Raw genomic sequence first — 24,411 nt, forward strand, 5'->3', positions numbered from 1 at the left:
CGATGGCCGTCAGAAAAAAAGCCGCGGAGGAAGCGGCGGCGACCGGCGAAGCTGAGAAGGGCGCGGCGAAAAAATCTTCCGCGAAGAAAACCGTGAAGAGCGCCGCGGCGAAAAAGGAGACAGCCGTCAAAAAAACGACGGCGGCGAAAAAAAGCACGGCGAAAAGCGCGGCCGAAAAGACCGAAAAAGCCGCGTCCGCGAAAAAAACGCCCGCGAAGAAAGCTTCTTCCAAAACCTCGGCGAAGCTGCAGAAATTCGCGCAGTACGAGGGAAAGACGCTCGTTATAGTCGAGTCTCCCGCGAAAGCGAAAACTCTTGAAAAAATACTCGGTCCGAAATACCGCGTACTCGCCAGCATAGGGCACGTGCGCGACCTGCCTAAAGGGCGCATGGCGATAGACGTCGAAAACAGCTTCGAGCCCGAGTACATACAGGTGCGCGGCAAAGCCGACCTCATAAAGACGCTAAAAGGCGCGTCGTCTGCGAGCGCCGGGACCCTGCTTGCATCCGACCCCGACCGTGAGGGCGAGGCGATAGCGTGGCACCTTGCTACGCTGCTGGACATAGACACTAACAAACAGTGCCGCATAAGGATGCACGAGATAACGAGCCACGGCGTAAAAAGCGCAATAGCCTCGCCCGACGTGATAAACATGAACCTCGTCGAAGCGCAGCAGGCGCGCCGCGTGCTTGACCGCCTCGTCGGCTACGAGCTCAGCCCGCTGCTCTGGTACAAAGTGCAGCGCGGCCTCTCCGCGGGGCGCGTACAGTCCGTTGCGCTGCGCATAGTCTGCGAGCGTCAGGAAGAGATAGAAAAATTCATTCCGGAGGAATACTGGCTGATCGACGTAGCGGCCTCAAGCCTCGACGCCGCGCGCGCCTACAAACTCCGCGTCGAAAAATACGAGGGCAAACCCGTGACTATAGGCAGCGAGGAAGAGGCGAATAAGGCAGAGGCCGCGATACGCGCCGGCAGGTTCGTCGTAGACGATTTCGGAACGAAGGAAAGCCGCCGCCAGCCGAACCCGCCCTTCAAGACCAGCACCCTCCAGCAGGAAGCCTCGCGCCGCTGCGGCTTCGCCCCGCGCCGCACGATGCGGATAGCGCAGGCTCTTTACGAAGGCGTAGAGATACCGGGACGCGGCCCGACCGGGCTCATAACCTACATGCGCACCGACAGCCTGCGGCTCGCGCCGGAGGCGCTGGAAGCGTCGCGCGCCTTCATACGCGAGAATTTCGGCGAAAACTACCTGCCTTCGTCGCCGAACGAATACACGCCGAAAGGCAAGGCTCAGGACGCGCACGAGGCGATACGCGCGACCGACGCCTCCCTAACGCCGGAATCGGTCAAGCCGTATCTGACGCCGGAGCAGTACAGGCTCTACGAGCTTATATGGAGCCGCTTCATAGCGAGCCAGATGAAGGACGCCGTCGTCGCGCGCACGAACCTCACATGCAGCTCCGCCGGCTATCAGATGAAACAGTCCGGCGTCGTCGTCACCTTCGACGGCTGGGGCAAAGTTTACCCGCTCGGCATCAAAGACGTTACTATCGAGCCGGCAGTGAAGGGCGAGACGCTCGGCATCGACGGCGTGGAGAAAGAGCAAAAATTCACCCAGCCGCAGCCTCAGTACACGGAGGCCGGCCTTGTCAAAGCCCTTGAAGAAAAGGGCATAGGCCGTCCTTCGACATACGCGACGATCATAGAAACGCTGTTCGCACGCGGCTACGTAGACCGCGGCGAGGAAGACAAGAGGCTCAACCCGACGAAGCTCGGGCGTCTCGTCAACAATTTCCTCGTCAGATACTTCCCTACGCTCATCAACGTAGGCTTCACGGCCGAGATGGAAAAAGAGCTCGACCAGGTAGAGTCGGGCGACATAGAATGGAAAAAGTTGATGGCCGACTTCTGGCACGGCTTTAAGCCGGCCGTGGACGAAGTCGCGGCCCACGGCGAAAGCATGAGGCCGGAGCCCGAGCTGATAGGCGAGAAATGCCCGGAATGCGGCAAAGACCTGATAATCAAGCGCGGGCGCTTCGGCGAGTTCATCGCCTGCACCGGCTACCCTGAGTGCCGCTACACTCGCAAGATAGTCAAGGGCACCGGCATAAAATGCCCGAAGTGCGGCGAAGGCGAGCTGATACGCCGCAAGGCAACGAAAGGAAAGATGGCGGGGCGCTTCTTCTACGGCTGCAACCGCTATCCTGACTGCGACTACGTGGCGTGGAAGAAGCCAGGCAAGGAAGAAAACGCTCATGGCGCGGTCGAGGCGGCGGACGATGTCACAGACATGTAAGACCGTCACCGTCGCGGGCGGCGGACTCTCCGGCTCCGAGGCCGCGTGGCAGCTCGCGCGGCGCGGCGTGAAGGTGCGCCTCTACGAGATGCGCCCGAACAAGATGACCCCTGCGCACGAGACGGGGCTGCTCGGCGAGCTCGTATGCAGCAACTCGCTCGGCGGGGAAAAGACTACCACGACCGCGGGGATACTGAAGGCCGAACTCTCGCGCATGGGCAGCCTCATAATGGAATGCGCGGAGCGCTCGCGCGTCCCCGCCGGCAACGCGCTCGCCGTCGACCGCGAGGGCTTCGCCGCGATGATAGACGAAAAAATTTCAAATCACCCGAACATCGAGCTCGTGCGCGAGGAGCTGACGGAACTCCCCGAAGAGCCCGCCATAATCGCGACCGGGCCGCTCACGAGCGCGGCGATGGCGGAAAAGCTGGCTTCGCTGACGGGCGAGGAATTTCTGTACTTCTACGACGCGGTCGCGCCGATAGTAGACGTATCCACCGTCGATATGACGAAGGCGTTCAAGGCAAACCGCTACGGCGACGAGGGCGACTACATCAACTGCCCGATGAACGAAGAAGAATACAAAATCTTCTGGCGCGAACTAGTGAACGCCGAGACGGCGCCGCGCCACGATTTCGAGGTGGAGCAGATGCGCCACTTCGACGGCTGTCTGCCCGTCGAGGTCATAGCGAAACGCGGCGAGCAGACGCTGCTCTTCGGCCCGCTGCGCCCCGTCGGCTTCGAAGCGGCGAACCGGGGAGAAACTCCATACGCCGTCGTGCAGCTGCGGCAGGACAACAGCGAAGGGACGCTCTTCAACATCGTCGGCTTCCAGACAAACCTCAAATGGGGCGAGCAGGAGCGCGTCTTCCGCCTCATCCCCGCGCTGCGCGGCGCCGAGTTCGTGCGCAAGGGCGTGATGCACAGAAACCTCTTCGTCTGCGCGCCGCGCGTGCTTGACGGCTGCCTGCGCTTCAACGGGCGTGAAGCGCTCTACATAGCGGGACAGGCCTCCGGCGTCGAAGGCTACCTTGAAAGCACTGCGACGGGGCTGGCCGCCGCAGTATTCGCCTATGCGCAGCTTCGCGGCGAAGCCATGCCCGAATTCCCGAAAGAGACCGCCGTCGGCTCTCTGCTGAACTACCTGCGCACGGCGCTGCCGGAGAGCTTCCAGCCGATGAACGTCAACCTCGGCATATTCCCGCGCCTCGGCAAGAAAAAGATACGCAAACGTACCGAGCGCTGCGAGGCGTACGCGCGCCGCTCGCTCGAAGCGCTCGGCAGATTCATCGAGGAACGCGCGGAGCTCTTCCCCGCATAAGGCAGAAGCCGCCGCCCTCGTAACTAAGTGACATTCGCCGCCGGACTCTGCGTCCGGCGGTTTTGCATCACGCCGGAGACGCAAGGTAGTTGGCTGAATCTTTTATATTTGACGTTTACTTGTGAATTTTCTTAAAATTTTCCTTGATATTTACAATTTTCCTGCTAGAATACCTGTCATGACGGAGAATATTTCTGAGAGCATCGAGCTATACATAAACTATCTGCGCGCTCTCGGCAAGTCGGAGAACACGCTGATAAATTATCGGGTAGATTTGCGGCACTTCAGCGATTATCTCGATGGGCAGGGAATAAGCGACGTTTCTGAGATAGACGCCAGAGCCGTGAGGATATTTCTAAGCAGCATACTCGGCGTCGGCGAAGCCAAGACTTCCGCCTCGCGCAGGCTTTCGGCGGTCCGCGGATTCACAGCCTGGCTCGCCGATACTGGAAAGGCGGCCGGCGACGCGTCCGCAGGCATGAAAGGACCGAAGAAACCGGAAGCCCTGCCTCGCGCAATAACGTACGCCGACGTCGACAGGCTTCTGACGCAGGGGCCGGACGAGACCTCGGAGTATTACAGGCGCGACAGGCTCGTGCTCGAGCTTCTTTACGGGGCCGGGCTGCGCGTCTCTGAGCTCATAGGACTGACGTGGGACAACGTTGAGCTTGATGAGCGCGTGCTGCGCGTAATGGGAAAGGGCTCGAAGGAACGCCTTGCCCCTTTCGGCGTTCCGGCACAGAGGCTGCTTGCAGAGTGGCGCGACATCACATGCGTGGAGGCGGAAAGTCCCGTCTTCCCGTCGGACAAGGGGGCCGAGCGGCTCACCGTCAGGACGGTCGGCAGAATCGTCACGCGCGCCGCGCGGCGGGCCGGACTGCACGGCGTCACGCCCCACACTCTGCGCCACTGCTACGCCACGCACATGCTGGAGAACGGGGCGCCTCTCAAGGTCGTGCAGGAACTTCTCGGCCATGACAGCATCGCTGCGACGCAGCGCTATCTGAAGATAACTCCGTCGCAGATTAAGAAAAGCTACACGTCGGCTCATCCGCTCGCATCGGCGGAAGAGAGCGCCGATTCAGTCGAAGAGGCATAATTTCAAGGAGGACTTATCATGAACACACCCAGAGAACTTATCGAGAACCGTCCTAAGATAACAGACGAATCCGCAATGCAGGACCTTCTTGAGAAAACGCGAGTCGTAAGCCGCGTACTCCAGGCGCGCAAGGATCGCGGCATCCCAGATTACCCGAAGCTCGCGCGGCTTCTGTGCGACCTTTCGGCGGCGAACACGTACATCATCAGCAAGGATGGGCGCATACTCGGCTATGCATGGACGAGCGAGTACGACTGCCCGCTAATGGCCGAGATACTGATAAACGGAGAAATGCCGCCGGCCTATGTGGAAAAGGCGAACCAGATACACGAGTCCGTGCTCAACCATACGGACCACGGCCTCTGCGCGTACGCAGACCAGCCGTGCGCATATTCAAACAAGCACGTCGTCATGGTGCCTATAAACGGCGCGGGCGACAGGCTCGGCACCCTGATACTCGCGCGCTTCGGCTATCCGTTCGACACGCGCGACCTCGTCCTCGCAGAATATCTCTCGACGGTCGTCGGGCTCGAGATTCTCAACGACCGCGGCAAATCCATCGAGGAGCGCGGACGCGAGCGCCTCGTCGTTCAGATGGCGATGCGCGCGCTTTCATATTCCGAGGTCGAGTCCGTCCGCCATATCATAGAAGATCTCGGCGGGCCGGAGGGCGTCGTCGTAGCCAGCAAGGTAGCCGACCGCGTCGGCGTCACCAGAAGCGTCATAGTCAACGCGCTGCGGAAGCTCGGGAGCGCCGGCATAATCGAAAGCCGGAGCCTCGGCATGAAGGGCACGTACATAAAGGTGCTGAGCCCGCTCTTCCTTGAAGAGCTCGGCATCACGCCGTCGAAATAGCCGGAGGGAGGCGTTCTGCGATGAAGGCGAGAGTTCTTATAGCCGACGATTCCGTGCATATGCGGATGATATTGAAGGAAATGCTTGTGCGCTGCGGCTGCGAGGTCGTGGGGGAGGCCGAGGACGGCGCGGAGGCCGTCCGGATGTATGACGAGCTGATGCCTGACGTCGCGACGCTCGACATCAGCATGCCGAAGATGGACGGCATCGCGGCTCTCAAGGCGATAAAGGCGAAGCATCCAAACGCGAGGCTGGTCACGGTCGGCGCGATGAATCAGCAGAAGCTCGTCATCGAAGCGGTCCGCGCGGGGACGTCAGGCTTTTTCCTGAAGCCGTTCCAGTCCGAGCGCGTGGCGGAGGCAATCGAACGGGCGCTGAAATAGACGCAGCGCGCGGAAATATGGTACAATTCGCCATGTGGCTCTTAAATGGGCGTGCATAAGTTTATCGGCTTTTTTAAACACACATTTTTGGAGGTAATAACCAAACATGGCAGAGAAGTTGGCGGCAGCGGCGCCCGCTGTAAGCGTAGGGGAAACGGTCAGCGGAACGGTGGAGCACATCGCGCCCTATGGGGCTTTCGTGAGGCTCGAATCGGGGCAGAAGGCGATGGTCCATATCTCGGAGCTTTCCCACAACTACGTGAAAAAGGTGGAGGACGTGCTCGAGCAGGGACAGACGGTGACGGCGAAGGTCATCAAGATAGACGACAAGGGACGCATCGACCTGTCCATCAAGGCAATGCAGGTCCGCGAAATGCGCCCGCCGGCGCGCCGCGAAGAGGATTTTGAAAAGAAGCTCGCTGGATTCATGAAGTTCAGCGACGAAAAGATCGCCGACCTGAACAGCAAAAGCAAAGACCCGCGCGGCTCGAAAAGGCGCAGCGGCAACAGCTTTTCGGGAAGAAGATAAAATTGTCGGAAACGGCGGAATTCAGGCCGGAGGGGATCTCTCCTCCGGCCTTTTGGAGCGAGCTGCGAGACGGGGACGCCGAGGCGCTCGCTTTACAGAATAGGGGGCGGCCTTTCGCTTCGTCCGAGGTGCTGGCCGTCGCGCGGCGCTGCCGCTTCGGCTTCCCCCAGGCCGTCGTCTCGGCCCCTCTCTCTCGCGACGTGCGTCCCTTCCCGACGCTTTTCTGGCTCACGTGCCCGTTTCTCAAACATCGCTGCGGCGAGCTTGAATCGTTGCAGAAAATCTCGGAGCTTGAAAAAGTTTTCGAATCGATGCCCGGCGAGATAGGGCGCTACCACGCGGACTACGCCGCGCTGCGCCTGTCGCTCGTCCCTCGGGATGCGCGCGAAAAGCTTGAGCGTACGAACCCCGCGATGCTCGCCGTACTCGCTGAGAGCGGCGTAGGGGGCATCAGCTACGCCGGCGGGTGCGCCGCGCCGAAATGCCTGCATCTCCAGACCGCCGCGTGGCTCGGCATGGGCCGCCACCCCGCGTCGGAATGGCTTGCGGCGGAGATAGGCCCGCTCGAATGTGCTTCCGGCGTCTGCGCTTCCTTTAATTGACGGCGTCCGGATTAGCTTCGTCTGACGCGGCGCGCTTTACGCGCATCTGTATCTCGGTGAGAAATTCATCTTCGAGCATCGTGTCTCTGTTGTCTATCTCGTAAAGCTCGAACGGTTCTCCGGCTGCGGAAAAGCCGTGGGCCGCGGCGTAATCCGCAAGCTCGCGCAGCCGCTTTGCGTTCTGTTCGTAGCCTCCGCGATAGAAGTACGACATATATTCGCCCGCCGGAAGCGTGAAGCAGTCGCCGCACGGCTCGTCAAGGACGAAGAATACGGAGTCGTACACGTTGGCGCGCCCCTCGGCGAGAGCTTCGGCTGAGAAAAACGCGCCTATCGTCTGATTGCCGAGGTCGCGTATCTTGTCCGCGTGCTTCATGTGCAGCTTCTTTATAACGAAGTCCATCTCCTCGTCCCTTGTTATGCGCTCGCTTATCCTCACGCAGTACCGTTCCGGAAATTTTTTGACGGCGGGCGCGCCCGCCTTTATCCTCCGCGCCGCCGAGAGTACGGCTATGCGTTCCTCGATGAGTTCCTTTTTCAGAGCGAGCTCGCGCAGACGCTCCGAAAGTATGCCGCTCTCGCGACGCAGAAGATCGAGAGTCTTGCCTACGTTCTGCCCTTCGAGATATTCTTTCGCCTGCGCCACGGAAAAGTCGAGCGCCATAAGGTCGCGCAGCACGCTCAGCTTATATATGTCCTTGAGGCCGTAGAGCCGGTATCCGTTCTCGCCTCGCTTCGGCGTTATTATTCCCGCGCGCTCGTAATAGCGCAGAGAGTCCGCGCCTATCCCGTAAAGCTTTGAAATCTCGCTGATCTTGTAATAATCTTTCATCTTCTTCGCGCCTCCGCCGGGTCCCGCTCTTGACCTTAGTATTATGCCAGAGTTTATATTATCGTCACAGGGGGTAGTTAAGATGTTCAAGACGAACATGAAAGACATCGCAAAAGCCGTGCGCGGATGCGCCGCGCCGCTCTCGCTGAAGCAGGCGGTTTTCATCGTGATAGGGACGGCCATATCGTCCTTCGGAGTTTACAACATTCATCAGCAGTCGGGCATAACGGAGGGCGGCGTCATCGGCCTGATCCTGCTGGCGAACCGCTGGCTCGGGTTGTCCCCGTCGATAGCGACGCCTATACTCGACGCCGCCTGCTATCTGTTCGCGTTCAGATACCTCGGAGGGCGTTTCCTTTTCCTCTCCGTCGCCAGTACCGCGAGTTTGACTTTGCTTTTCCGTATATGGGAACAGTTCCCGCCTTTCCTGCCTGACATGTCCGGTGTGCCGCTCGCCGCGGCCCTGCTCGGCGGCCTATTCGTCGGGGCTGGCGTCGGCCTCGTAGTGCGCGGAGGAGGCTCGTGCGGCGGCGACGACGCACTCGCGCTCACCATCTCGCACATAACGAAATGGCGCATCGCGCGCGCCTATCTGCTGACGGACATAACGGTGCTCGTGCTGTCGCTCTCGTACATACCTGCGGCCCGCATTGTGTTCTCGCTCGTATCGGTCACTGTGTCGTCCTTTCTCATAGATTTCATACAGAGGTTCGGGACGTGCCGCGGGGAGGCGAACGTCTGACGGCGGCGCATACGCGGAGGGATTTTAACGGAACGGCCCGGACGCTTGAAAAAATAATCAAAGGTGCTAGAATGCTCTCGCTGAGTGCGCGCATGCGCCCGGTTCTAAAAATATTTTATTATCAGGAGCGGGTAAAATGTTGCTGTTCAGAGGCAGAGTAAGGTCGATCCATCAGAATAGAAACAGCCAGCGTAAGTACGCCATAAATATGTGCAGCGGGCGGATCATGCCGAAGATGCTGCTCTTCGCGATCCCAGTCATGCTCACGAGCATTCTGCAGCTTCTGTTCAACGCCGCGGACATAATAGTCGTCGGACGCTTCGCCGGCGACAACTCGCTCGCGGCGGTAGGCTCGAACTCGTCGCTCATAGGGCTGATGACCAACCTCTTCGTCGGGCTCTCGATAGGAACGAACGTGCTCGTCTCGCGCTATTTCGGCTCGAAGGACGGCGAGGGCATCTCCAAGGCCGTTTCGACTTCGATACTAGTCGCGGTCGTCAGCGGCGTGTTCCTCACGCTGCTGGGCGTCATATTCGCGCGCAAGATACTGATACTCATGAAAACGCCGCCCGAGGTCCTCGGGCTCGCGACGCTCTATCTCGTCATATACTTCTTCGGCATGACGCCGATGATGATTTACAACTTCGGCAGCGCCGTGCTGCGGGCGAGCGGCGACACTCGCCGCCCGCTCGTCTACCTTTCCATAGCTGGCATGATAAACGTCGTGCTGAACCTGTTCTTCGTCATCTACCTGCACCTCGACGTGGCAGGCGTCGCGATAGCGACGGTCATATCTCAGTGCGTCTCCGCCGCGCTCGTGCTCCGCTGCCTCTCGCGCGAGGAGGGGCCGATGCGGCTGACGCTCTCAAAGGCGCGCATAGACCTTGAAAGCCTTGCGAAGATCATGCGCATCGGCGTTCCGGCAGGGCTTCAGGGAGTGCTATTCTCGTTCTCGAACGTCGTGATACAGTCATCCATCAACAGCTTCGGAGCGATCGTCATGGCCGGCAGCAGCGCCTCCGACAATATCGAGATGTTCGTATATTTCTCGATGGAGGCCTTTTACCAGGCTACTATATCCTTCACGAGCCAGAACATGGGCGCCGGCAAGATAGACCGTGTCTATAAGGTGCTCAAGACCGGCGTGATATGCAGCGTAGTAGCCGGAGTCGTATTCGGCGTTATAGTCGTCACCTTCAGCCATCAGCTTCTCGGCATATACACATCTAGCGAGGCCGTCATAGCCGTCGGCGAAGAAAGAATAAGGATAATAATCCTTACCTACGCCCTCTGCGGACTGATGGAAGTCATGGGCGGCGTCATGCGCGGCATAGGCTACTCCGTGCTTCCGACCGCCGTCACTCTGCTCGGCGTCTGCGTGTTCCGCGTGATATGGGTCACGGGGCTGCTCTCCATACCGGCCTTCCACTCGGTCATAACCGTCTATCTGTCGTATCCGGCCTCGTGGGCTCTGACCTTCGGCGCGCACCTCGCCTGCTTCCTCTGGGTCAAGAAGCACGTCCTGTCAAAATACCGCCGCGCCGCTGCATAGCCGCGCGTTGAAAATGCCGCCGTGTCCCATATGCGCGGACGCGGCGCTGTCATCTGCGGAATAACTCTTCTGCCGCTTTGACGAATTTCCCGCCGGAGGACGCGCCGTGCATGAGCCTGCCGCCGTATTCGATATTCCAAATGACGTTCGCCAGCGCGCGTTACGAAGGCCTGGGGGCGGCAGGCCGCGGAAAGAGGCGTATAGCGCCGCGCCGGCGATAAGAAGCGCCGCCGTTTTGACGGATGCCGTCATCGTCCTCTTTTTCATTCTGTTGCGTCCTGCTGCTGCCGTTCTTTGAAGAATATTTCCTCTATCACGTTTACGAAAAGTTTTTTGCGCCTAAGCGCGCGCGTGCGACCGTTGTATTGTACGCTCGAAAGTCCGGCTCTCAGCGAAATTTTTTCTCCGCCGCGCGTTACGAAAGTCACCGCAATGTGCGGCGCTTCTTCCCGCGGTACGGCGAACGGCGCATAGCGCAGAAGCTCTGCGGCTTTGCGCACGGGTTCGATGTCTTTTGCGTTCGTAGCGCATTTTGATAGGCCGTCGCCGGTGCGCGTTATTTCGACGCGCGCCGCCTCTTCCGCGTCGGGCAGTCCCGAAAGCGGAAATCCGCAGAAATCACGTAAGGCGCGGCGGCGGGCATGAGGACAGCCGCCGCCTTTACAATGAAGCGCATAATCTGTATTTTTGTACTTTCGCGGCTCCGCCGCGCCGCGCGCTATAATTTCCCTATCTGTCGCCCCAGTCTACGATTTTTCCCGGATTCAGGATGTTCTGCGGGTCGAAGGCGAGCTTCACTCGCTTTATCAGCTCCAGCTGTGCTTCGTCGATGAAATACTTCATGTAGCCGCGCCGTTTGTAGCCTATGCCGTGCTCGCCGGAGAGCGTACCGCCCATCTTCAGCAGCTTCTCGTATATTTCGACCTGCGCTTTGTGGAGCCGCTCGTGCCAGTCGGCGCAGTCGGGCGAGATTATCGTGCAGTGCATGTTGCCGTCGCCCGCGTGTCCGTAGACGATGGCTTCGAGGCCGTCCGCCTCCGCCGTGCCGTTGAGCAGTTCGAGAAGCTGCGGAACGTTCGCCGTCGGTACGACGAGGTCTTCCTTAGTATAGCGTTTGTAGGCCGACGCCACGGCCTCGGGGACGTTCTTGCGGGCCTGCCAGACGCGCTCTTTCGTGCTGCGGGTGTCGGCGACGTAGACTTCGGAAGCTCCGTGCTTCTGCGACAGTTTTCCTATCTCTTCGTACTGGCGTTCGATAGCGTCCTGCTCGTTGTCCTCGAGCTGGATGATGAGCGCCGCGCCGGCGTCGCCCGCGGGGACTTCGGTGCTGAGGTAGCGCGCGACGACTTGCAGCGCCTTTTTATCTATGAACTCTATCGAGGCGGGGATGAGCCCGCCCTCTTTTATTATCTGCGGGACGAAGTCTATCGCCGTCTTCGCGTCGGGGAACGCCGCCAGCAGGTCTACGGCGAAGCGAGGCATTGGCATGAGCTTGAGCACCGCCTTCGTGACGACGGCGAGGACGCCCTCGGAGCCGCATAGCAGATGTACGAAGTCGAGCCCGGTCACGTCCTTGCGTCTTTTGCCGCCGAAGCGCGTCACGGAGCCGTCCGCGAGGACGCATTCGAGCGCGAGCACCTGCGCTCCCGTCGCGCCGTATTTGATTACTTTGTTGCCCCCGGCGTTCTCCGCGATGTTGCCGCCGATGAACGAAGCGTCGCCGCTGCACGGGTCGCCCGCGTAGAGCAGTCCGCGCGCAGCCGCGGCGCGGCTTATCTCCGCAGTGACGACGCCGGGCTCGGTCGTGACCGTGAGGTTCGCTTCGTCTATTTCGAGGATTCTGTTCATCTTCTCGAAGCTCATTACGATGCCGCCGTGTACCGGCAGCGCGCCGCCCGACAGCCCCGTGCCGGCTCCGCGCGGCGTCACCGGGATGCGTTCGCGCGAGGCCGTCTTCATTATTTCCGATACGTGTTCAGTGCTTTCGGGAAAGACGAGCAGCGCGGCGCGGTACTCGCGCTCGTATGAGTTCGCGGGGACCTCGTCGTGCGAGTAGCTCTCGAGCTTTTCCGCGTCGGCGCTGACGTTGTGCGCGCCTATTTTATGTTCGAGTTCGGATATTATTTCTGGCGTGATTTTTCCGTAAGAAAAGATGTCGGTCATCTTTCCGCCTCCCATCTTCAATATCACGTTATAATAGCATAAACGAAGATGGAGGCGATGTTATGAGAGAGATAATATACGGGCCTTCGCTGGCCACCGGCAACGATATTTATCTTTTCCGCGAAGGAACGCACCGCCGCATTTACACATTCCTCGGCGCGCACGTCGCGGAACACGGCGGGGAGGCGGGCACTCTTTTCGCCGTGTGGGCCCCCTGCGCGAAGGGAGTATCCGTAATCGGAAATTTTAATTCGTGGAATAAAGAATGCCATAAGCTTGCGCCGCGCTGGGATTCATCCGGAATATGGGAGGGCTTCGTCCCCGGCGTCGGGGCGGGCGAGATATATAAATACGCGATAACTGCGGAGAGCGGCGCGGTGCTCGAAAAGAGCGACCCGCTGGCTTTCTTCTGCGAAACGCCTCCTGCGACCGCTTCGGTGGTCTGCGGCGCGCCCTCTTACGAATGGGGCGACTCGGAGTGGATGGCGGGCCGTGCGGCGAAGAACGCGCCGGACGCGCCGCAGTCGATATACGAGCTGCACGCAGGCTCGTGGCGGCGCGGCGACGGAAACACTATGCTCGGCTGGCGCGGCCTCGCCGCTGAGCTTCCGCGCTATCTTAAGGACGAGGGATTCACGCACGTGGAATTCATGCCCGTCATGGAGCATCCTTTCTACGGCTCGTGGGGCTATCAGACGACGGGATATTACGCCCCGACTTCGCGCTACGGATCGCCCGAGGATTTTATGTCGCTCGTCGACGCCCTGCACCGCGAGGGCATAGGCGTGATACTCGACTGGGTCCCGTCGCATTTCCCGATGGACGCGCACGGACTCGCGCGCTTCGACGGCACGGCTCTTTACGAGCACGCCGACCCGCGCCAGGGCTTCCACCCGGACTGGAAGAGCGCGATATTCAACTACGGGCGCAACGAGGTGCGCAGCTTCCTCGTCTCGTCCGCGAACTTCTGGCTTGAACGGTATCACGCCGACGGCATCCGCGTGGACGCCGTGGCGTCGATGCTTTATCTCGACTATTCGCGCCGCGACGGCGAATGGGTGCCGAACAAATACGGCGGCAAGGAAAACTGCGACGCCATAGATTTCATTAAGGAGCTGAACTGCGCGCTCTACGAAGAGCATCCCGGCATAATGACGACGGCGGAGGAGTCCACCTCGTGGCCGATGGTGACGAAGCCGACGTGGCTCGGAGGCCTCGGCTTCGGCTATAAATGGAACATGGGCTGGATGAACGACTTCCTATCGTATATGTCGAAGGACCCGATCTTCCGCAAATACTGCCACGACAAGCTGACCTTCGGCATGTGGTACGCCTACTCCGAGAATTTCGTGCTGCCCTTCTCGCACGACGAGGTCGTCTACGGCAAACGCTCGCTGCTTGAAAAAATGCCCGGCGACGCCTGGCAGAAGGCGGCCAATCTGCGCCTCGCCTTCGGCTGGATGTTCTGCCATCCAGGCAAGAAGCTCGTGTTCATGGGAGGGGAGTTCGGACAGAGCCGCGAGTGGAACCACGACCAGAGCCTCGACTGGCATGAGCTCAAGGACCCGCGCCACGCGGGCATCGCGCGCTGGTTCGCGGATGTCTGCCGCTTCTACCGTGAGAGCCCGGAGCTCTGGGAGCTCGACAATTCGCCGAAGGGCTTCGAATGGATAGATTGTTCTGACAGGGATTCTAGCGTCGTCTCATTCATAAGGCGCGACGGCGAAGGACATACGCTCGCGCTCGCCGCGAACTTCACGCCGGTCGTGCGCAGCGGCTACCGCGTGGGACTGCCGTGCGGCGGCGCGTGGCTCGAAGTCCTCAACAGCGACGCGGAAGTTTACGGCGGCTCCGGCGTCGGCAACATGGGGCGCGTCGAGACCGAGGAAAAGGAATTCCACGGACGCCCGTACTCGGCGGAGCTGACGATCCCGCCGCTCGGCTGCGTGGTGCTGAAGCCGGAGGATGAATAGAACAGGCGCAGGATACGCGGCTCGCAGGCGGTATTTGTTTTTTTCAGAATTTTCAAAGCGCGGGCGCATTGTCCGCGCTTTTGCCTTATAATATAGCGGCTTTGGAATATTTGCGCTCGGAGGCGTTGCGATTTGTCTACAGGTAGAAGAAGCGGAGTTTTGCTGCACGTCACATCCCTGCCAGGCCCGTACGGCGCGGGAGATTTCGGGACTTGCGCCGTGAGATTCGCGGAGTTCCTGAAAGAAGGCGGTTTCTCTCTATGGCAGATGCTTCCGCTCACGCCTGTGCTTCCTGTCTTTGGAAATTCGCCGTACAGCAGCCCTTCGGCCTTCGCCGGGAACCCGTCGCTCGTCAGCCCGGAGCTGCTCTTCGAGGACGGTCTTCTGACGCGCGCCGAAATTGAAGCGCACGCCGTCCATTCAGGGCGCGCCGCGGATTTCACCGCAGCGTCGGATATTCGCGCGCGGCTCGTCGCGCTCGCGTGGGAGCGATTTCGCGGCGGCGTATGTCATCAGATGTCGGATGACTTTGAAAAGTTCAGGACGGAAGAAAAATACTGGCTTCGCGATTACGCGCTCTATTCCCTACTGAAGGAGAAGAACGGCGGACGCTGCTGGGCCGAGTGGGCCACGGAGTTCGCGGCGCACGACGAAGCTGCGCTCGCTCGTTTCGAGACGGAGCATTCGGACGGGCTTTCTCTCATAGAATTTACGCAGTTTATATTTTTCCGCCAGCTCGGCGCGCTTTCGGCGCGCTGCGCGGAGCTCGGCGTCGAACTGATGTGCGACGCTCCGATATACGTCGCGTGGGACGGCGCGGACGTCTGGGCCGCGCGATGGCTTTTCGATCTGGAGCCGGACGGCAGGCCGCGCTGCGTCGCTGGAGTGCCGCCGGACTATTTCAGCGAGACTGGACAGCGCTGGGGAAACCCGCTCTATAAATGGGAGGAGATGCGCCGCGACGGCTTCTCCTGGTGGCGCTCGCGGCTGCGCCATATGCTGAAATACTGTTCTCTCGTTAGGATAGATCATTTCCGCGGACTCTCGGCCTTCTGGGAGATTCCTGCTTCGTGCGAGACGGCTAAGGAAGGATGCTGGCGTCCCGCGCTCGGCGGAGAGATGCTCGAAGCGTTCCGCCGCGAGGATTGCGGCGGAGGGGAGCTGCCGCTCGTCGCGGAGGATCTCGGCATAATAACCGACGACGTGCGCGAGCTTATGGCGCGCTTCGGCCTGCCCGGCATGAAGGTGCTGATGTTCGCCTTCGGAGGGCGCGTAGCGGAAAATCCATACGCGCCGCACAACATAACGCCGCGCAGCGCCGTCTACACCGGCACGCACGACAACGACACGGCGGCTGGGTGGTGGGCCGAAAGCGCGACAGATGAAGAGCGCGGTAATTTCTCGCTCTACTGCTGGCGCGGCGTGGACGCGCGAAACGCAGCGGAGATAATGACGCGCATGGCTCTTTCGTCGTCCGCGGAGCTTGCCGTGATCCCGGCGCAGGACCTCCTCGGCCTCGGCTCGGAATGCCGCATGAACCGCCCGTCAGTGCCGAAAGGCAACTGGGGTTGGCGGCTTACGTATGACGAGGCCGCGCGTCTTATGGACGGCGCGCCGCGGCTGCGCGCCCTTAACGATATTTACGGAAGGCTGCCGCGGTGAATTATTTAGGCAATTCGATTTCAGGCTATAGAGCCGCCGGAGACGGCCGCCGCGAGCTGATATTCTTCTGTCTCTGGGCGCTCGCCGTCTACGCGAAATTCTTCGGCCTCGAATGCGAGGTTTGGGGCCGTCTGCCGCGTGCGCCGCTCGCTTACGCTCTGTCCGCGGCGCTGTGCGCGGCATTCGCCGCGGCGCTTTCGCTGCTTCCGCGCCGCGTCCGTTTCGCCTGCGCGCTCGCGCTCGATTTGGCTTTTTCGGCGCTCATAGTTACCGACCTGCTGCATATGAGGTTCTACTCCGACCTGTTCACACTGCACAATCTCGGCCTTTCCGGACAGGTTGACGACGTTTCCGACTCCGTCCTCGCGCTGCTCTCTCCGCGTGACATCCTTTATTTCTGCGATATTCCGCTGCTTCTGGTATATCGCAGGTTCGCGGCACGGGCGCGCGCCGCGAACCTGTTCGGCGCTCTGACGCCGCGCCGCGCCGCCGTCTCGTGCGCCGCGCTCGCCGCGTCGCTGGGCCTGTTTTTGTTTCTGATCGACGGCTACGACCGCCGGATGCCGAACGCTCTGTCCGCGATGTGGGACCGCCCGGCGGTCTGCTGCAACGTCGGCGCCATGGCCTACCACGCCGCTGACGCGCGCAACGTTCTGCGCGCGAGCTTCGGGCGGCGCGCCCTCAGCGCCGCAGAGCGCGAGGCCGCCGCCGAAGAATTTGCGGCGTTCCGCGCGTCGCTCAGGCCTCCATATCCCGAGGCCTTCGGAGCCGCCAAAGGCAAGAACCTCATAATGATACAGGCCGAGTCGCTCCAGAGCTTCGTAATCGGCCTTCGTGTTAACGGGCGCGAGGTGACGCCGAATCTCAACCGCTTCGCGCGCGAGGCGTCGTTTGCAGGAGACCTCTATGTCCAGACCGGCCTCGGCAACAGCGCTGACGCTGAGTTCCTAGCCAACGCCGGGATGTACCCGGCGCGCTCCGGCGTCGCGTACATCCGTTTCGCAGACAGAAGCTACGACGCCCTGCCGCGTGTGCTGCGCGCCCACGGATATGCGGCGCTCGCGATGCACGGCGACCGCGCAGGATTCTGGAACCGCGCGCACATGTATCCGTCGCTCGGCTTCGAGCGGTTCGTCAGCAAAAAAGATTACGAGGTTGACGAAGCCGTAGGGCTCGGCCTCAGCGACGCGAGCTTCTTCCGTCAGTCGCTCGCTATGCTCGAGACGGAGAAGCGTCCCTTCTACGCCTTCCTCGTCTCGCTTTCCAGCCATTATCCGTTCGGCTTCCCTGAACTGCTGAAGCTCGCGGACTTCGACCAGGGGAGTGAGGCCGAAGGCACGATACTCCGCAGCTATCTTGCGGCTATTCATTACTTCGACCGCGAATTCGGCCGTTTTATCGGCGGACTGAAAGAAAACGGGCTTTACGACGAAAGCGTCGTGATAATATATGGCGACCACTCGGCCATACCGAAGTGGGACTCCGCCTCTTTGGGGAAACTTCTCGGGAAAAATCTGGATAACGAATGGGAATGGCGCGCCGCCAACATGGTGCCGATGATGGTCCGCGTCCCAGGCGGCGCGAAGCTGCCGTACGTCTGCGGGCGCGCGCTAGGGCAGATAGATATTCCGGCCTCCGCCGCGTCGCTGCTCGGCGTCGAATTTTCGTCCGGACTCGGAAGGAACATCTTCGCCCCCGAGCCGGCCTCCGCGCCGGTGATTTTCAGAAGCGGCGGCTACGTCTGCGGCGGAACGCTCGTCGAGCCGGCCTCGAAAAACGCCGTGGACATAAGGACTGGCGAGGAAGAAGAATACGGCGCCCCGTTTGCAGAAATGAGCGCCTTCTGCGCGCGCATACTCGGCCTCAGCGACAAAATCCTCGAATACGGACTGCGTCTTAACTCGGCTCGGTAAACGGCGCGGGCGGATACTGAGCGGAGCGAGCCGCAGCGCGTTCGACCGGCTGCGTTTGCGCGCAGATGGCATAGCGCTGGGGCTGCGCCGATATTTCGCGTTTTTTATAGTTTTGCGATTGATACGTAAATTTATGAAAAGGTAATAAAAAATGGCGGAGGAAGTGGGATTTGAACCCACGTAGCGGCTCAGCACCGCTAAGACGATTTCGAGTCGCCCGCCTTCGACCGCTCGGCCACCCCTCCGCGTCTCCTAAAAGACGCAGAATATTATAGCCGATTTCCGCGACTTTGCAAGCTCTTTGAAAAACGATTTTATAGATAATCCCGCTTACATATATTGTTGAGCAGGCAGGATTGTACTATACTTGTCTGCCGTAGTAACTGCAGACCGCACAAATGTAAACGGAGGGGTCGCTTTGGCTTCAAAAGATTTTCTGCGCTCGACGAGACGCGAGACGATAGTCATCGTCGCTCTCTATATCCTCTTCTTCGCGTGGTGGTACGTGACCGCCTACGGTTTCGGGGACGACCCGTCGGCCTATGATTATATCCTCGGGTTCCCCGAATGGTTCTTTTACAGCTGTATCGCCGGCTACGTAGGCATCTCGCTGATACTCTGGGCGGCCGTCAGAGTATTCTTCAAGGACCTGCCGCTCGACGACGGCGGGGATTCCAAGGCGGAGGAATCGCGCAATGGTTAATCACGCGGCTATGATACTGCCGCTCGTGCTGTACTTCGTCCTCATTATGGGGATAGCGTGGCTCGGCAACCGCTCCGCCGCGCGGCGCTCGGACACGGCGGGATTCCTGGAGGAATATTTTATCGGCAGCCGCTCGATGGGCGGCTTCGTGCTCGCGATGGCGGTCATAACTACCTATACGAGCGCCAGCAGCTTCGTCGGCGGACCAGGCATAGCCTATAACCTGGGCCTCGGCTGGATACTTCTTTCGATGATACAGGTGCCTACGGCGTTTCTGACTCTCGGCGTGCTGGGCAAACGCTTCGCCCTCATAGCCCGGCGCACCAACGCAGTGACGATAACCGACTTCATACGCGCGCGCTACGACAGCGACGCAGTCGTCATACTGTCGTCCGCCGCGCTGCTTGTCTTCTTCATGGCCTCGATGCTCGCCCAGTTCATCGGCGGCGCCCGCCTCTTTGAATCGGTAACGGGTTACTCTTATCAGACGGGGCTTATAATATTCGGCCTCACCGTCGTCATTTACACGACGGTCGGCGGCTTCCGCGCCGTCGTCCTGACGGATACCATTCAGGGAGTGATGATGCTCGCCGCGTCGCTCGCTATCCTCTTCGCCGTCGTCACTGCCGGCGGCGGCGTCAGCAACATCATGCAGACTCTTTACGAGATCGACCCTAAGCTTCTGACTCCGACCGGCGCCAACGACGCCATTCCGAAGCCGTTCATACTGTCTTTCTGGGTTCTCGTCGGCATAGGCGTGCTCGGGCTGCCGCAGACTACACAGAAGTGCCTCGGCTATAAGGACTCGCGCTCAATGCACAGCGCGATGATAATCGGCACCTTCACCGTCGGCTTCATACTGCTTGCGATGCATCTCGTCGGAGCGATGGGGCGCGCCGTCATTCCGAACATTGAGATAGGCGACCTTGCCGTGCCTACTCTGACTGTGCGCCTGATGTCTCCCTTCTGGGCCGGCATATTCATCGCCGGGCCGCTCGCAGCGATAATGTCCACCGTCGACTCGATGCTTATAATGTGCTCAGCCGCGATAGTCAAGGATTTGTATTTTCACTACGTTCTTAAAAACGACGAAAAACGGCTGCCGCCGAAGCTCGTCAAGCGCATGAGCCTCACAGTCACGGGAGTCGTCGGCGTCATCGTCTTCATAGCCGCGCTCAAGCCGCCGTCGCTGCTCGTGTGGATAAACCTCTTCGCCTTCGGCGGTCTCGAGGCTGTGTTCTTCTGCCCGACTCTGTTCGGACTCTACTGGAAACGCGCGAATTCGACAGGCGCTCTGCTCTCGATGGCCGGCGGGGCCGCGGCATATTTCTTCTTCACGCTGACGAAGGTCAGCGTATGCGGCACGACCTCCATCGTTCCGACGCTCGCCGTCTCGACGGCGCTCTTCATAGCGGGGAGCGTATTCGGGCGCGCCGAGTCGGCGGAGAAGCTTAGAGCATTCGAGATATAACGGCGCGCCGCGGCTTGTCCGCCGCAGGGCTCTGTGATATACTTAGGAACGGTGTACAGCACACACAGCCGCTGACGCAAAAGAGGTTCCCGTCGGTAACGGGCTCTTCGGCGGAGGAGGCGGCTGGAGGAAAAAAACAGGAGGGATTACTCATGGGTGTAGTAAGCATGAAGCAGCTTCTTGAATGCGGCGTCCACTTCGGACACCAGACGAGACGCTGGAATCCGAAGATGAAGCCGTTCATCTTCACGGAGCGCAACGGAATCTATATCATCGACCTTCAGAAGACGGTCAAAGGGCTTGAGAAGGCCTACGACTTCGTCCGCGAGATAGCGAAGTCGGGCGGGAGCGTCCTCTTCGTCGGGACGAAGCGCCAGGCGCAGGACCCGATACGCGACGAGGCGACCAAGGCCGGGCAGTTCTACATCAACCAGCGCTGGCTCGGAGGGCTCCTCACCAACTTCACGACCATCCGCCGCCGCGTCATGCGTATGAGCGAGCTTGAGCAGATGGAAGAGGACGGAAGCATCAACAAGTATCCGAAGAAGGAAGTCATCCAGCTCCGCAAGGAACGCGAGAAGCTTGAGAAGTACCTCTCCGGAATCAAAGATATGCGCGACGTTCCGGACGCGCTTTTCGTCATCGACCCGCGCCGTGAGACCATAGCCGTCCTTGAGGCTCGTAAGCTCGGCATCCCCGTCATAGCTATCGTAGATACGAACTGCGACCCCGACATGATAGATTACCCGATACCGGGCAACGACGACGCCATCCGCGCGATAGAGCTCATAGTCGGCCTCATGGCCAACGCCTACATCGAAGGCCGCCAGGGACAGGACGCCCGCTCCGGCGAAGCCGCCGAGGAGGCCGCTCCTGAAGCTGCGGACGAGGCGCCCGTTATAGACGAAGACGAGACGGTTGCGGACGAGGTAAAAGTCCGCGTTAAAGAGATGGCCGACCAGAAAGGCTGGAAGGAGACTAACTAAAATGGCGAATATCACTGCTGCAATGGTGTCGGAGCTTCGCGCCCGCACCTCTGTCGGGATGATGGACTGCAAAAAAGCGCTCGTCGAATGCGACGGCGACATGGATAAGGCCTGCGACTACCTCCGCGAGAAGGGGCTCGCCAAGGCTGCCAAGAAGGCGGAGCGCAACGCGGCGCAGGGACGTATGTTCACCTACGTCCACAACAACGCGAAGCTCGGCGTCCTTCTTGAACTGGACTGCGAGACGGACTTCGTCGCCCGCACCGACGAATTCAAGACGCTGGGGCACGAGATAGCGATGCACATCGCCGCCGCCAACCCGACTTACATCAAGCCGGAAGACGTTCCCGCCGACGTGCTTGAGCATGAGAAGGCCGTCATAATGGCGCAGGCCCGCGAAGAGGGCAAGCCCGAGAAGATGCTCGAGAAAATAGCGGAAGGCCGCATCAACAAATTCTACGAGGACAACTGCCTCCTCGAGCAGAAATACATCCGCGACCAGAACGTCAAGATAAAGGATCTCATCATCGAGAACATAGCGAAGATCGGCGAGAACATCGTCGTCCGCCGTTACGCCCGTTTCGCCATTGAAGCCTAACGGCCTGTAAGCACGCAAGGCGAGGGATTATTCTTAATCCCTCGCCTTTTTAATAACTGAAGCACATCGTCCCGAAAGGAGATTCTCATGAACCGCAAATACAACAAAATCCTGTTGAAGCTGTCCGGCGAAATTCTGGCTGGAGGCGGGCACTTCGGCCTCGATTACGACGCCATACGCGGAATATGCGAGGAGATCGCCGAGGTCGCGAAGGAGGGCATAATGGTCTCGATGGTCGTCGGCGGCGGCAACATAATCCGCGGCGCGCAGACGAAGTACATCGAGCGGGCCCAAGCCGACTACATGGGAATGCTCGGGACAGTGATAAACGCGCTCGCCCTGCAGGACGCGCTTGAAAGCCTAGGCCAGCCGACGCGCGTTCAGTCTGCCATAGAAATGCGCCAGATAGCGGAGACCGTCATACGCCGCCGCGCGATACGCCATCTCGAAAAGGGGCGCATCGTCATATTCGCTGCCGGCACAGGCTCGCCGTACTTCTCGACCGACACGACCGCAGCGCTGCGAGCCTCTGAGATAGGAGCCGACTGCGTCATCAAGGCGACGAAGGTCGACGGCATATACGACAAAGACCCGGAAAAATATCCGGACGCGGTGAAGCTTCCGCACATCACATATATGGACGCTCTCAGCATGCAGCTCAAGGTCATGGACGCAGCGGCCTTTTCCCTCTGCCAGGACAACGACATTCCGATAATCGTCTTCGACGTGCTCAAGAAGGGCAATCTGCGCAGATTGCTGATAGACGGCGAAAATATAGGCTCTATCGTCTCGAGATAAGGTATAATCTATAAAACATCACAAGCTGTAAGGAGTGACCCGCATGCCTCAGAATGTACTGAAAGAACTTACCACACGCTGTGAGAAAAGCATCGAGCACCTGAAGGGCGCAATGCTCGGAGTCCGCACGGGAAGAGCGCATCCCGCGCTTGTCGAGGACATAAAGGTGGACTACTTCGGAACGCCGACTCCGATAAAGAACATGGGCAGCGTCAACGTCCCGGAGGCACGCCAGATAGTCATCACTCCGTGGGACAAAACGGCGATGAAGGCCATCGAAAAGGCCATCCAGAGTTCGAGCCTGGGCATCACGCCGCAGAACGACGGAGAATCAATCCGCCTCAATCTGCCCGAGCTCACCCAGCAGCGCCGCGTCGAGCTTAAGAAAATGGTAAACAAAATGGCGGAGGACGGGCGCGTCTCCGTGCGCAACATCCGCCGCGACGCGATCGACGCTTTGAAGAAAATGGAAAAGGAAAGCAAGATAACCGAGGACGACCTCAAGAAATATCAGAAGGAAGCGCAGGATAAGACCGACGCCTTCATAAAGAAGATAGACGCCGCCCTCGCCGAAAAAGAGAAAGAGATAATGGATAAATAGGCCGTAACTTTTACGATACGGCGGAATTCCGATGCGTTTCGCCTCCGCGTCCGGCGCGGGGACGGAACGCAGTTTTTTATACCGGGACGGCGGAACGCATGAACGAGAGCGATTTTTTCAAAAAAATACGGGAGGCGGGGGGCCGCGGATATATCGCAGGCGGAGCGGTGCGCGACAAAATAATGGGACGCGCTGCGCACGACAGGGATTACCTCGTCTGCGGCATGATGCCGGATGAATTTACGGCGCTGTTCCCGGATGCGCGGCGCGCAGGAAAATCCTTCCCCGTCTTCCTGCTCGAAATCGGAGAAAGCGTCTGCGAGGTCGCCTTCGCTCGAATCGAGCGCAAAACCGGACGCGGCTACACCGGCTTCGAAGCCGTGTGCGGAAAGGATATAACGGTCGAGCAGGATTTGGCGCGCCGCGACACGACGGTAAACAGCATGGCGATGGACGAATATGAGCGGATAATCGACCCTTACGGCGGAGCGGAAGACGTGCGGCGGAAAATCATCCGCGCGACTTCGGTGCGGCATTTTGCTGAGGATCCCGTGCGCGCCCTGCGCGCCGCGCGGCAGGCGGCGCAGTTCGGGTTTTCCATAGATCCTGCGACGCTCTCGCTAATGGGACGCTGCGCCGAAGAACTTCGAAGCGAGCCGGCGGAGCGTAAATTCGCCGAGCTCTGCAAGGCGCTCGCCGCTCCGCGCCCGTCCCGGTATTTCCGCGCGCTCTTGGCGGCCGGGCTGCTCGCGCAGGAATTTCCATACATACACGCTCTTATAGGGAAGAGCCAGCCGCCGGAATACCATCCCGAGGGCGACGCCTTCGAGCACACCATGGCGGTCGCGGACTGCGCAGCGGCGCGCGGCGCTTCGACGGAGGCCGTCTTCGCAGCCTTGCTGCACGACGCGGGGAAGGGGACTACGCCGGAAAATATGCTCCCGCACCACTACGGCCATGAGGAGCGGGGGCTTGCGCTCCTTCCCGAAATCGCCGCCGGACTCAAAATTCCGAAGCGCTGGCGCAAATGCGCGGAGTTCGTCATAAAAGAACACATGCGCGCCTCGCTCGTCAAAACTCCCTCCAAGATACGCGACCTGGTGCGCGCACTTGAACGCGGCCCTATTTCGCGGCGCGATTTTGAAATCGTCGTCGCGGCGGACAACGGTGGGAAAATCCCCGATTGGCTTTCCCGTTACGACGAATATCTCGCCGTCCTGAAATCCGCTGCGGACGCGCCGGTTCCTGAACGGCTCCGTGGAGCGCGGGTAGGCGAGTACCTCCGCAGCCTGGAGATTCAGGCCTTAAGAGATTACTTGACCCGCTGAGGC

Annotated in this window: 21 protein-coding genes and 1 tRNA gene; 19 read left to right on the forward strand and 3 right to left on the reverse strand. The window is 60.0% G+C overall.

The window, feature by feature from the left end; genetic code table 11:
• Positions 1–2: 2 nt before the first annotated feature.
• The 7 genes from topA to B5F39_RS01855 all read left to right on the forward strand — a co-directional run bounded on the left by topA (position 3) and on the right by B5F39_RS01855 (position 7,086).
• Entirely contained in the window at positions 3–2,297 is a 2,295-nt protein-coding gene (topA, locus tag B5F39_RS01825; RefSeq protein WP_087363264.1) for a type I DNA topoisomerase, read from the forward strand.
• Entirely contained in the window at positions 2,281–3,618 is a 1,338-nt protein-coding gene (trmFO, locus tag B5F39_RS01830; RefSeq protein WP_087363265.1) for a methylenetetrahydrofolate--tRNA-(uracil(54)-C(5))-methyltransferase (FADH(2)-oxidizing) TrmFO, read from the forward strand. Before topA ends, trmFO begins: the two co-directional genes overlap by 17 nt.
• Before the next feature lie 178 nt (positions 3,619–3,796).
• Positions 3,797–4,717: a tyrosine recombinase XerC gene (locus tag B5F39_RS01835; protein ID WP_087363267.1), complete on the forward strand. Its 921-nt coding sequence runs from the start codon at positions 3,797–3,799 to the stop codon at positions 4,715–4,717.
• Positions 4,718–4,735: 18 nt separating this feature from the next.
• Complete coding sequence (gene codY, locus B5F39_RS01840) at positions 4,736–5,572, forward strand: GTP-sensing pleiotropic transcriptional regulator CodY (RefSeq protein WP_087363270.1); 837 nt, start codon at positions 4,736–4,738, stop codon at positions 5,570–5,572.
• A 20-nt stretch (positions 5,573–5,592) separates the two neighbouring features.
• On the forward strand, positions 5,593–5,955 hold the full coding sequence (locus tag B5F39_RS01845) for a response regulator (RefSeq protein WP_087363271.1): 363 nt from the start codon (positions 5,593–5,595) through the stop codon (positions 5,953–5,955).
• A gap of 106 nt (positions 5,956–6,061) precedes the next feature.
• Complete coding sequence (locus tag B5F39_RS01850; RefSeq protein WP_087363273.1) at positions 6,062–6,484, forward strand: S1 RNA-binding domain-containing protein; 423 nt, start codon at positions 6,062–6,064, stop codon at positions 6,482–6,484.
• A 2-nt stretch (positions 6,485–6,486) separates the two neighbouring features.
• Positions 6,487–7,086, forward strand: a complete 600-nt coding sequence (locus B5F39_RS01855; protein WP_158095895.1) for a DUF501 domain-containing protein — start codon at positions 6,487–6,489, stop codon at positions 7,084–7,086.
• On the opposite strand, the gene B5F39_RS01860 is transcribed toward B5F39_RS01855, so the two are convergent.
• Positions 7,079–7,918: a MerR family transcriptional regulator gene (locus B5F39_RS01860; protein ID WP_087363278.1), complete on the reverse strand. Its 840-nt coding sequence runs from the start codon at positions 7,916–7,918 to the stop codon at positions 7,079–7,081. The genes B5F39_RS01855 and B5F39_RS01860 overlap by 8 nt on opposite strands.
• An 82-nt stretch (positions 7,919–8,000) precedes the next feature.
• Here B5F39_RS01860 and B5F39_RS01865 point away from each other — a divergent pair, with 82 nt between their 5' ends.
• Positions 8,001–8,660, forward strand: coding sequence for a YitT family protein (locus B5F39_RS01865; protein WP_239391035.1), 660 nt, complete (start codon positions 8,001–8,003; stop codon positions 8,658–8,660).
• A gap of 136 nt (positions 8,661–8,796) precedes the next feature.
• On the forward strand, positions 8,797–10,212 hold the full coding sequence (locus tag B5F39_RS01870; RefSeq protein WP_087363279.1) for an MATE family efflux transporter: 1,416 nt from the start codon (positions 8,797–8,799) through the stop codon (positions 10,210–10,212).
• A 729-nt stretch (positions 10,213–10,941) separates the two neighbouring features.
• Here B5F39_RS01870 and B5F39_RS01885 read toward each other — a convergent pair.
• Positions 10,942–12,375: an FAD-linked oxidase C-terminal domain-containing protein gene (locus tag B5F39_RS01885; protein WP_087363285.1), complete on the reverse strand. Its 1,434-nt coding sequence runs from the start codon at positions 12,373–12,375 to the stop codon at positions 10,942–10,944.
• Between the two features lie 62 nt (positions 12,376–12,437).
• On the opposite strand from B5F39_RS01885, the gene glgB reads away from it, so the two are divergent.
• The 3 genes from glgB (at position 12,438) to B5F39_RS01900 (ending at position 17,923) form a co-directional block, all read left to right on the forward strand.
• Positions 12,438–14,348 (forward strand): 1,4-alpha-glucan branching protein GlgB, encoded by a 1,911-nt coding sequence (gene glgB / locus B5F39_RS01890; RefSeq protein WP_087363287.1) that lies wholly within the window; start codon positions 12,438–12,440, stop codon positions 14,346–14,348.
• Positions 14,349–14,480: 132 nt separating this feature from the next.
• A complete protein-coding gene (malQ, locus tag B5F39_RS01895; RefSeq protein WP_087363289.1) occupies positions 14,481–16,010 on the forward strand; it encodes a 4-alpha-glucanotransferase in 1,530 nt (509 codons plus the stop codon).
• Positions 16,007–17,923: an LTA synthase family protein gene (locus B5F39_RS01900; RefSeq protein ID WP_087363291.1), complete on the forward strand. Its 1,917-nt coding sequence runs from the start codon at positions 16,007–16,009 to the stop codon at positions 17,921–17,923. Before malQ ends, B5F39_RS01900 begins: the two co-directional genes overlap by 4 nt.
• A gap of 152 nt (positions 17,924–18,075) precedes the next feature.
• Here B5F39_RS01900 and B5F39_RS01905 read toward each other — a convergent pair.
• Positions 18,076–18,168: transfer RNA gene (locus B5F39_RS01905), tRNA-Ser, on the reverse strand.
• A 173-nt stretch (positions 18,169–18,341) separates the two neighbouring features.
• Here B5F39_RS01905 and B5F39_RS01910 point away from each other — a divergent pair.
• The 7 genes from B5F39_RS01910 (at position 18,342) to B5F39_RS01940 (ending at position 24,408) form a co-directional block, all read left to right on the forward strand.
• A complete protein-coding gene (locus tag B5F39_RS01910) occupies positions 18,342–18,626 on the forward strand; it encodes a YhdT family protein (RefSeq protein WP_087363293.1) in 285 nt (94 codons plus the stop codon).
• The gene (gene panF / locus B5F39_RS01915) at positions 18,619–20,097 is read left to right on the forward strand and encodes a sodium/pantothenate symporter (protein ID WP_087363294.1); all 1,479 of its coding nucleotides are present in this window, start codon (positions 18,619–18,621) and stop codon (positions 20,095–20,097) included. The genes B5F39_RS01910 and panF overlap by 8 nt, the downstream gene beginning before the upstream one ends.
• 152 nt (positions 20,098–20,249) lie before the next feature.
• Positions 20,250–21,083, forward strand: a complete 834-nt coding sequence (gene rpsB, locus B5F39_RS01920; RefSeq protein ID WP_087363296.1) for a 30S ribosomal protein S2 — start codon at positions 20,250–20,252, stop codon at positions 21,081–21,083.
• Position 21,084: 1 nt separating this feature from the next.
• Entirely contained in the window at positions 21,085–21,681 is a 597-nt protein-coding gene (gene tsf, locus B5F39_RS01925; RefSeq protein ID WP_087363297.1) for a translation elongation factor Ts, read from the forward strand.
• Positions 21,682–21,768: 87 nt separating this feature from the next.
• The gene (gene pyrH / locus B5F39_RS01930; RefSeq protein WP_087363299.1) at positions 21,769–22,479 is read left to right on the forward strand and encodes a UMP kinase; all 711 of its coding nucleotides are present in this window, start codon (positions 21,769–21,771) and stop codon (positions 22,477–22,479) included.
• Between the two features lie 43 nt (positions 22,480–22,522).
• On the forward strand, positions 22,523–23,080 hold the full coding sequence (gene frr, locus B5F39_RS01935; RefSeq protein WP_087363301.1) for a ribosome recycling factor: 558 nt from the start codon (positions 22,523–22,525) through the stop codon (positions 23,078–23,080).
• Positions 23,081–23,178: 98 nt separating this feature from the next.
• Positions 23,179–24,408 carry an HD domain-containing protein gene (locus tag B5F39_RS01940; protein ID WP_087363303.1) on the forward strand — a complete coding sequence of 410 codons (1,230 nt, stop codon included), beginning with the start codon at positions 23,179–23,181 and terminating at the stop codon, positions 24,406–24,408.
• The last annotated feature ends 3 nt before the right edge of the window (positions 24,409–24,411 follow it).

It is taken from the genome of Cloacibacillus sp. An23, from assembly GCF_002159945.1.
Lineage (GTDB): Bacteria > Synergistota > Synergistia > Synergistales > Synergistaceae > Caccocola.

Bases quoted from the DNA above. Each gene is read 5' to 3' on its own strand.
- topA (WP_087363264.1), top strand. From the start codon at position 3: ATGGCCGTCAGAAAAAAAGCCGCGGAGGAAGCGGCGGCGACCGGCGAA.
- trmFO (WP_087363265.1), top strand. From the start codon at position 2,281: ATGTCACAGACATGTAAGACCGTCACCGTCGCGGGCGGCGGACTCTCC.
- B5F39_RS01835 (WP_087363267.1), top strand. From the start codon at position 3,797: ATGACGGAGAATATTTCTGAGAGCATCGAGCTATACATAAACTATCTG.
- codY (WP_087363270.1), top strand. From the start codon at position 4,736: ATGAACACACCCAGAGAACTTATCGAGAACCGTCCTAAGATAACAGAC.
- B5F39_RS01845 (WP_087363271.1), top strand. From the start codon at position 5,593: ATGAAGGCGAGAGTTCTTATAGCCGACGATTCCGTGCATATGCGGATG.
- B5F39_RS01850 (WP_087363273.1), top strand. From the start codon at position 6,062: ATGGCAGAGAAGTTGGCGGCAGCGGCGCCCGCTGTAAGCGTAGGGGAA.
- B5F39_RS01860 (WP_087363278.1), bottom strand. From the start codon at position 7,918: ATGAAAGATTATTACAAGATCAGCGAGATTTCAAAGCTTTACGGGATA.
- B5F39_RS01865 (WP_239391035.1), top strand. From the start codon at position 8,001: ATGTTCAAGACGAACATGAAAGACATCGCAAAAGCCGTGCGCGGATGC.
- B5F39_RS01870 (WP_087363279.1), top strand. From the start codon at position 8,797: ATGTTGCTGTTCAGAGGCAGAGTAAGGTCGATCCATCAGAATAGAAAC.
- B5F39_RS01885 (WP_087363285.1), bottom strand. From the start codon at position 12,375: ATGACCGACATCTTTTCTTACGGAAAAATCACGCCAGAAATAATATCC.
- glgB (WP_087363287.1), top strand. From the start codon at position 12,438: ATGAGAGAGATAATATACGGGCCTTCGCTGGCCACCGGCAACGATATT.
- panF (WP_087363294.1), top strand. From the start codon at position 18,619: ATGGTTAATCACGCGGCTATGATACTGCCGCTCGTGCTGTACTTCGTC.
- rpsB (WP_087363296.1), top strand. From the start codon at position 20,250: ATGGGTGTAGTAAGCATGAAGCAGCTTCTTGAATGCGGCGTCCACTTC.
- tsf (WP_087363297.1), top strand. From the start codon at position 21,085: ATGGCGAATATCACTGCTGCAATGGTGTCGGAGCTTCGCGCCCGCACC.
- pyrH (WP_087363299.1), top strand. From the start codon at position 21,769: ATGAACCGCAAATACAACAAAATCCTGTTGAAGCTGTCCGGCGAAATT.
- frr (WP_087363301.1), top strand. From the start codon at position 22,523: ATGCCTCAGAATGTACTGAAAGAACTTACCACACGCTGTGAGAAAAGC.
- B5F39_RS01940 (WP_087363303.1), top strand. From the start codon at position 23,179: ATGAACGAGAGCGATTTTTTCAAAAAAATACGGGAGGCGGGGGGCCGC.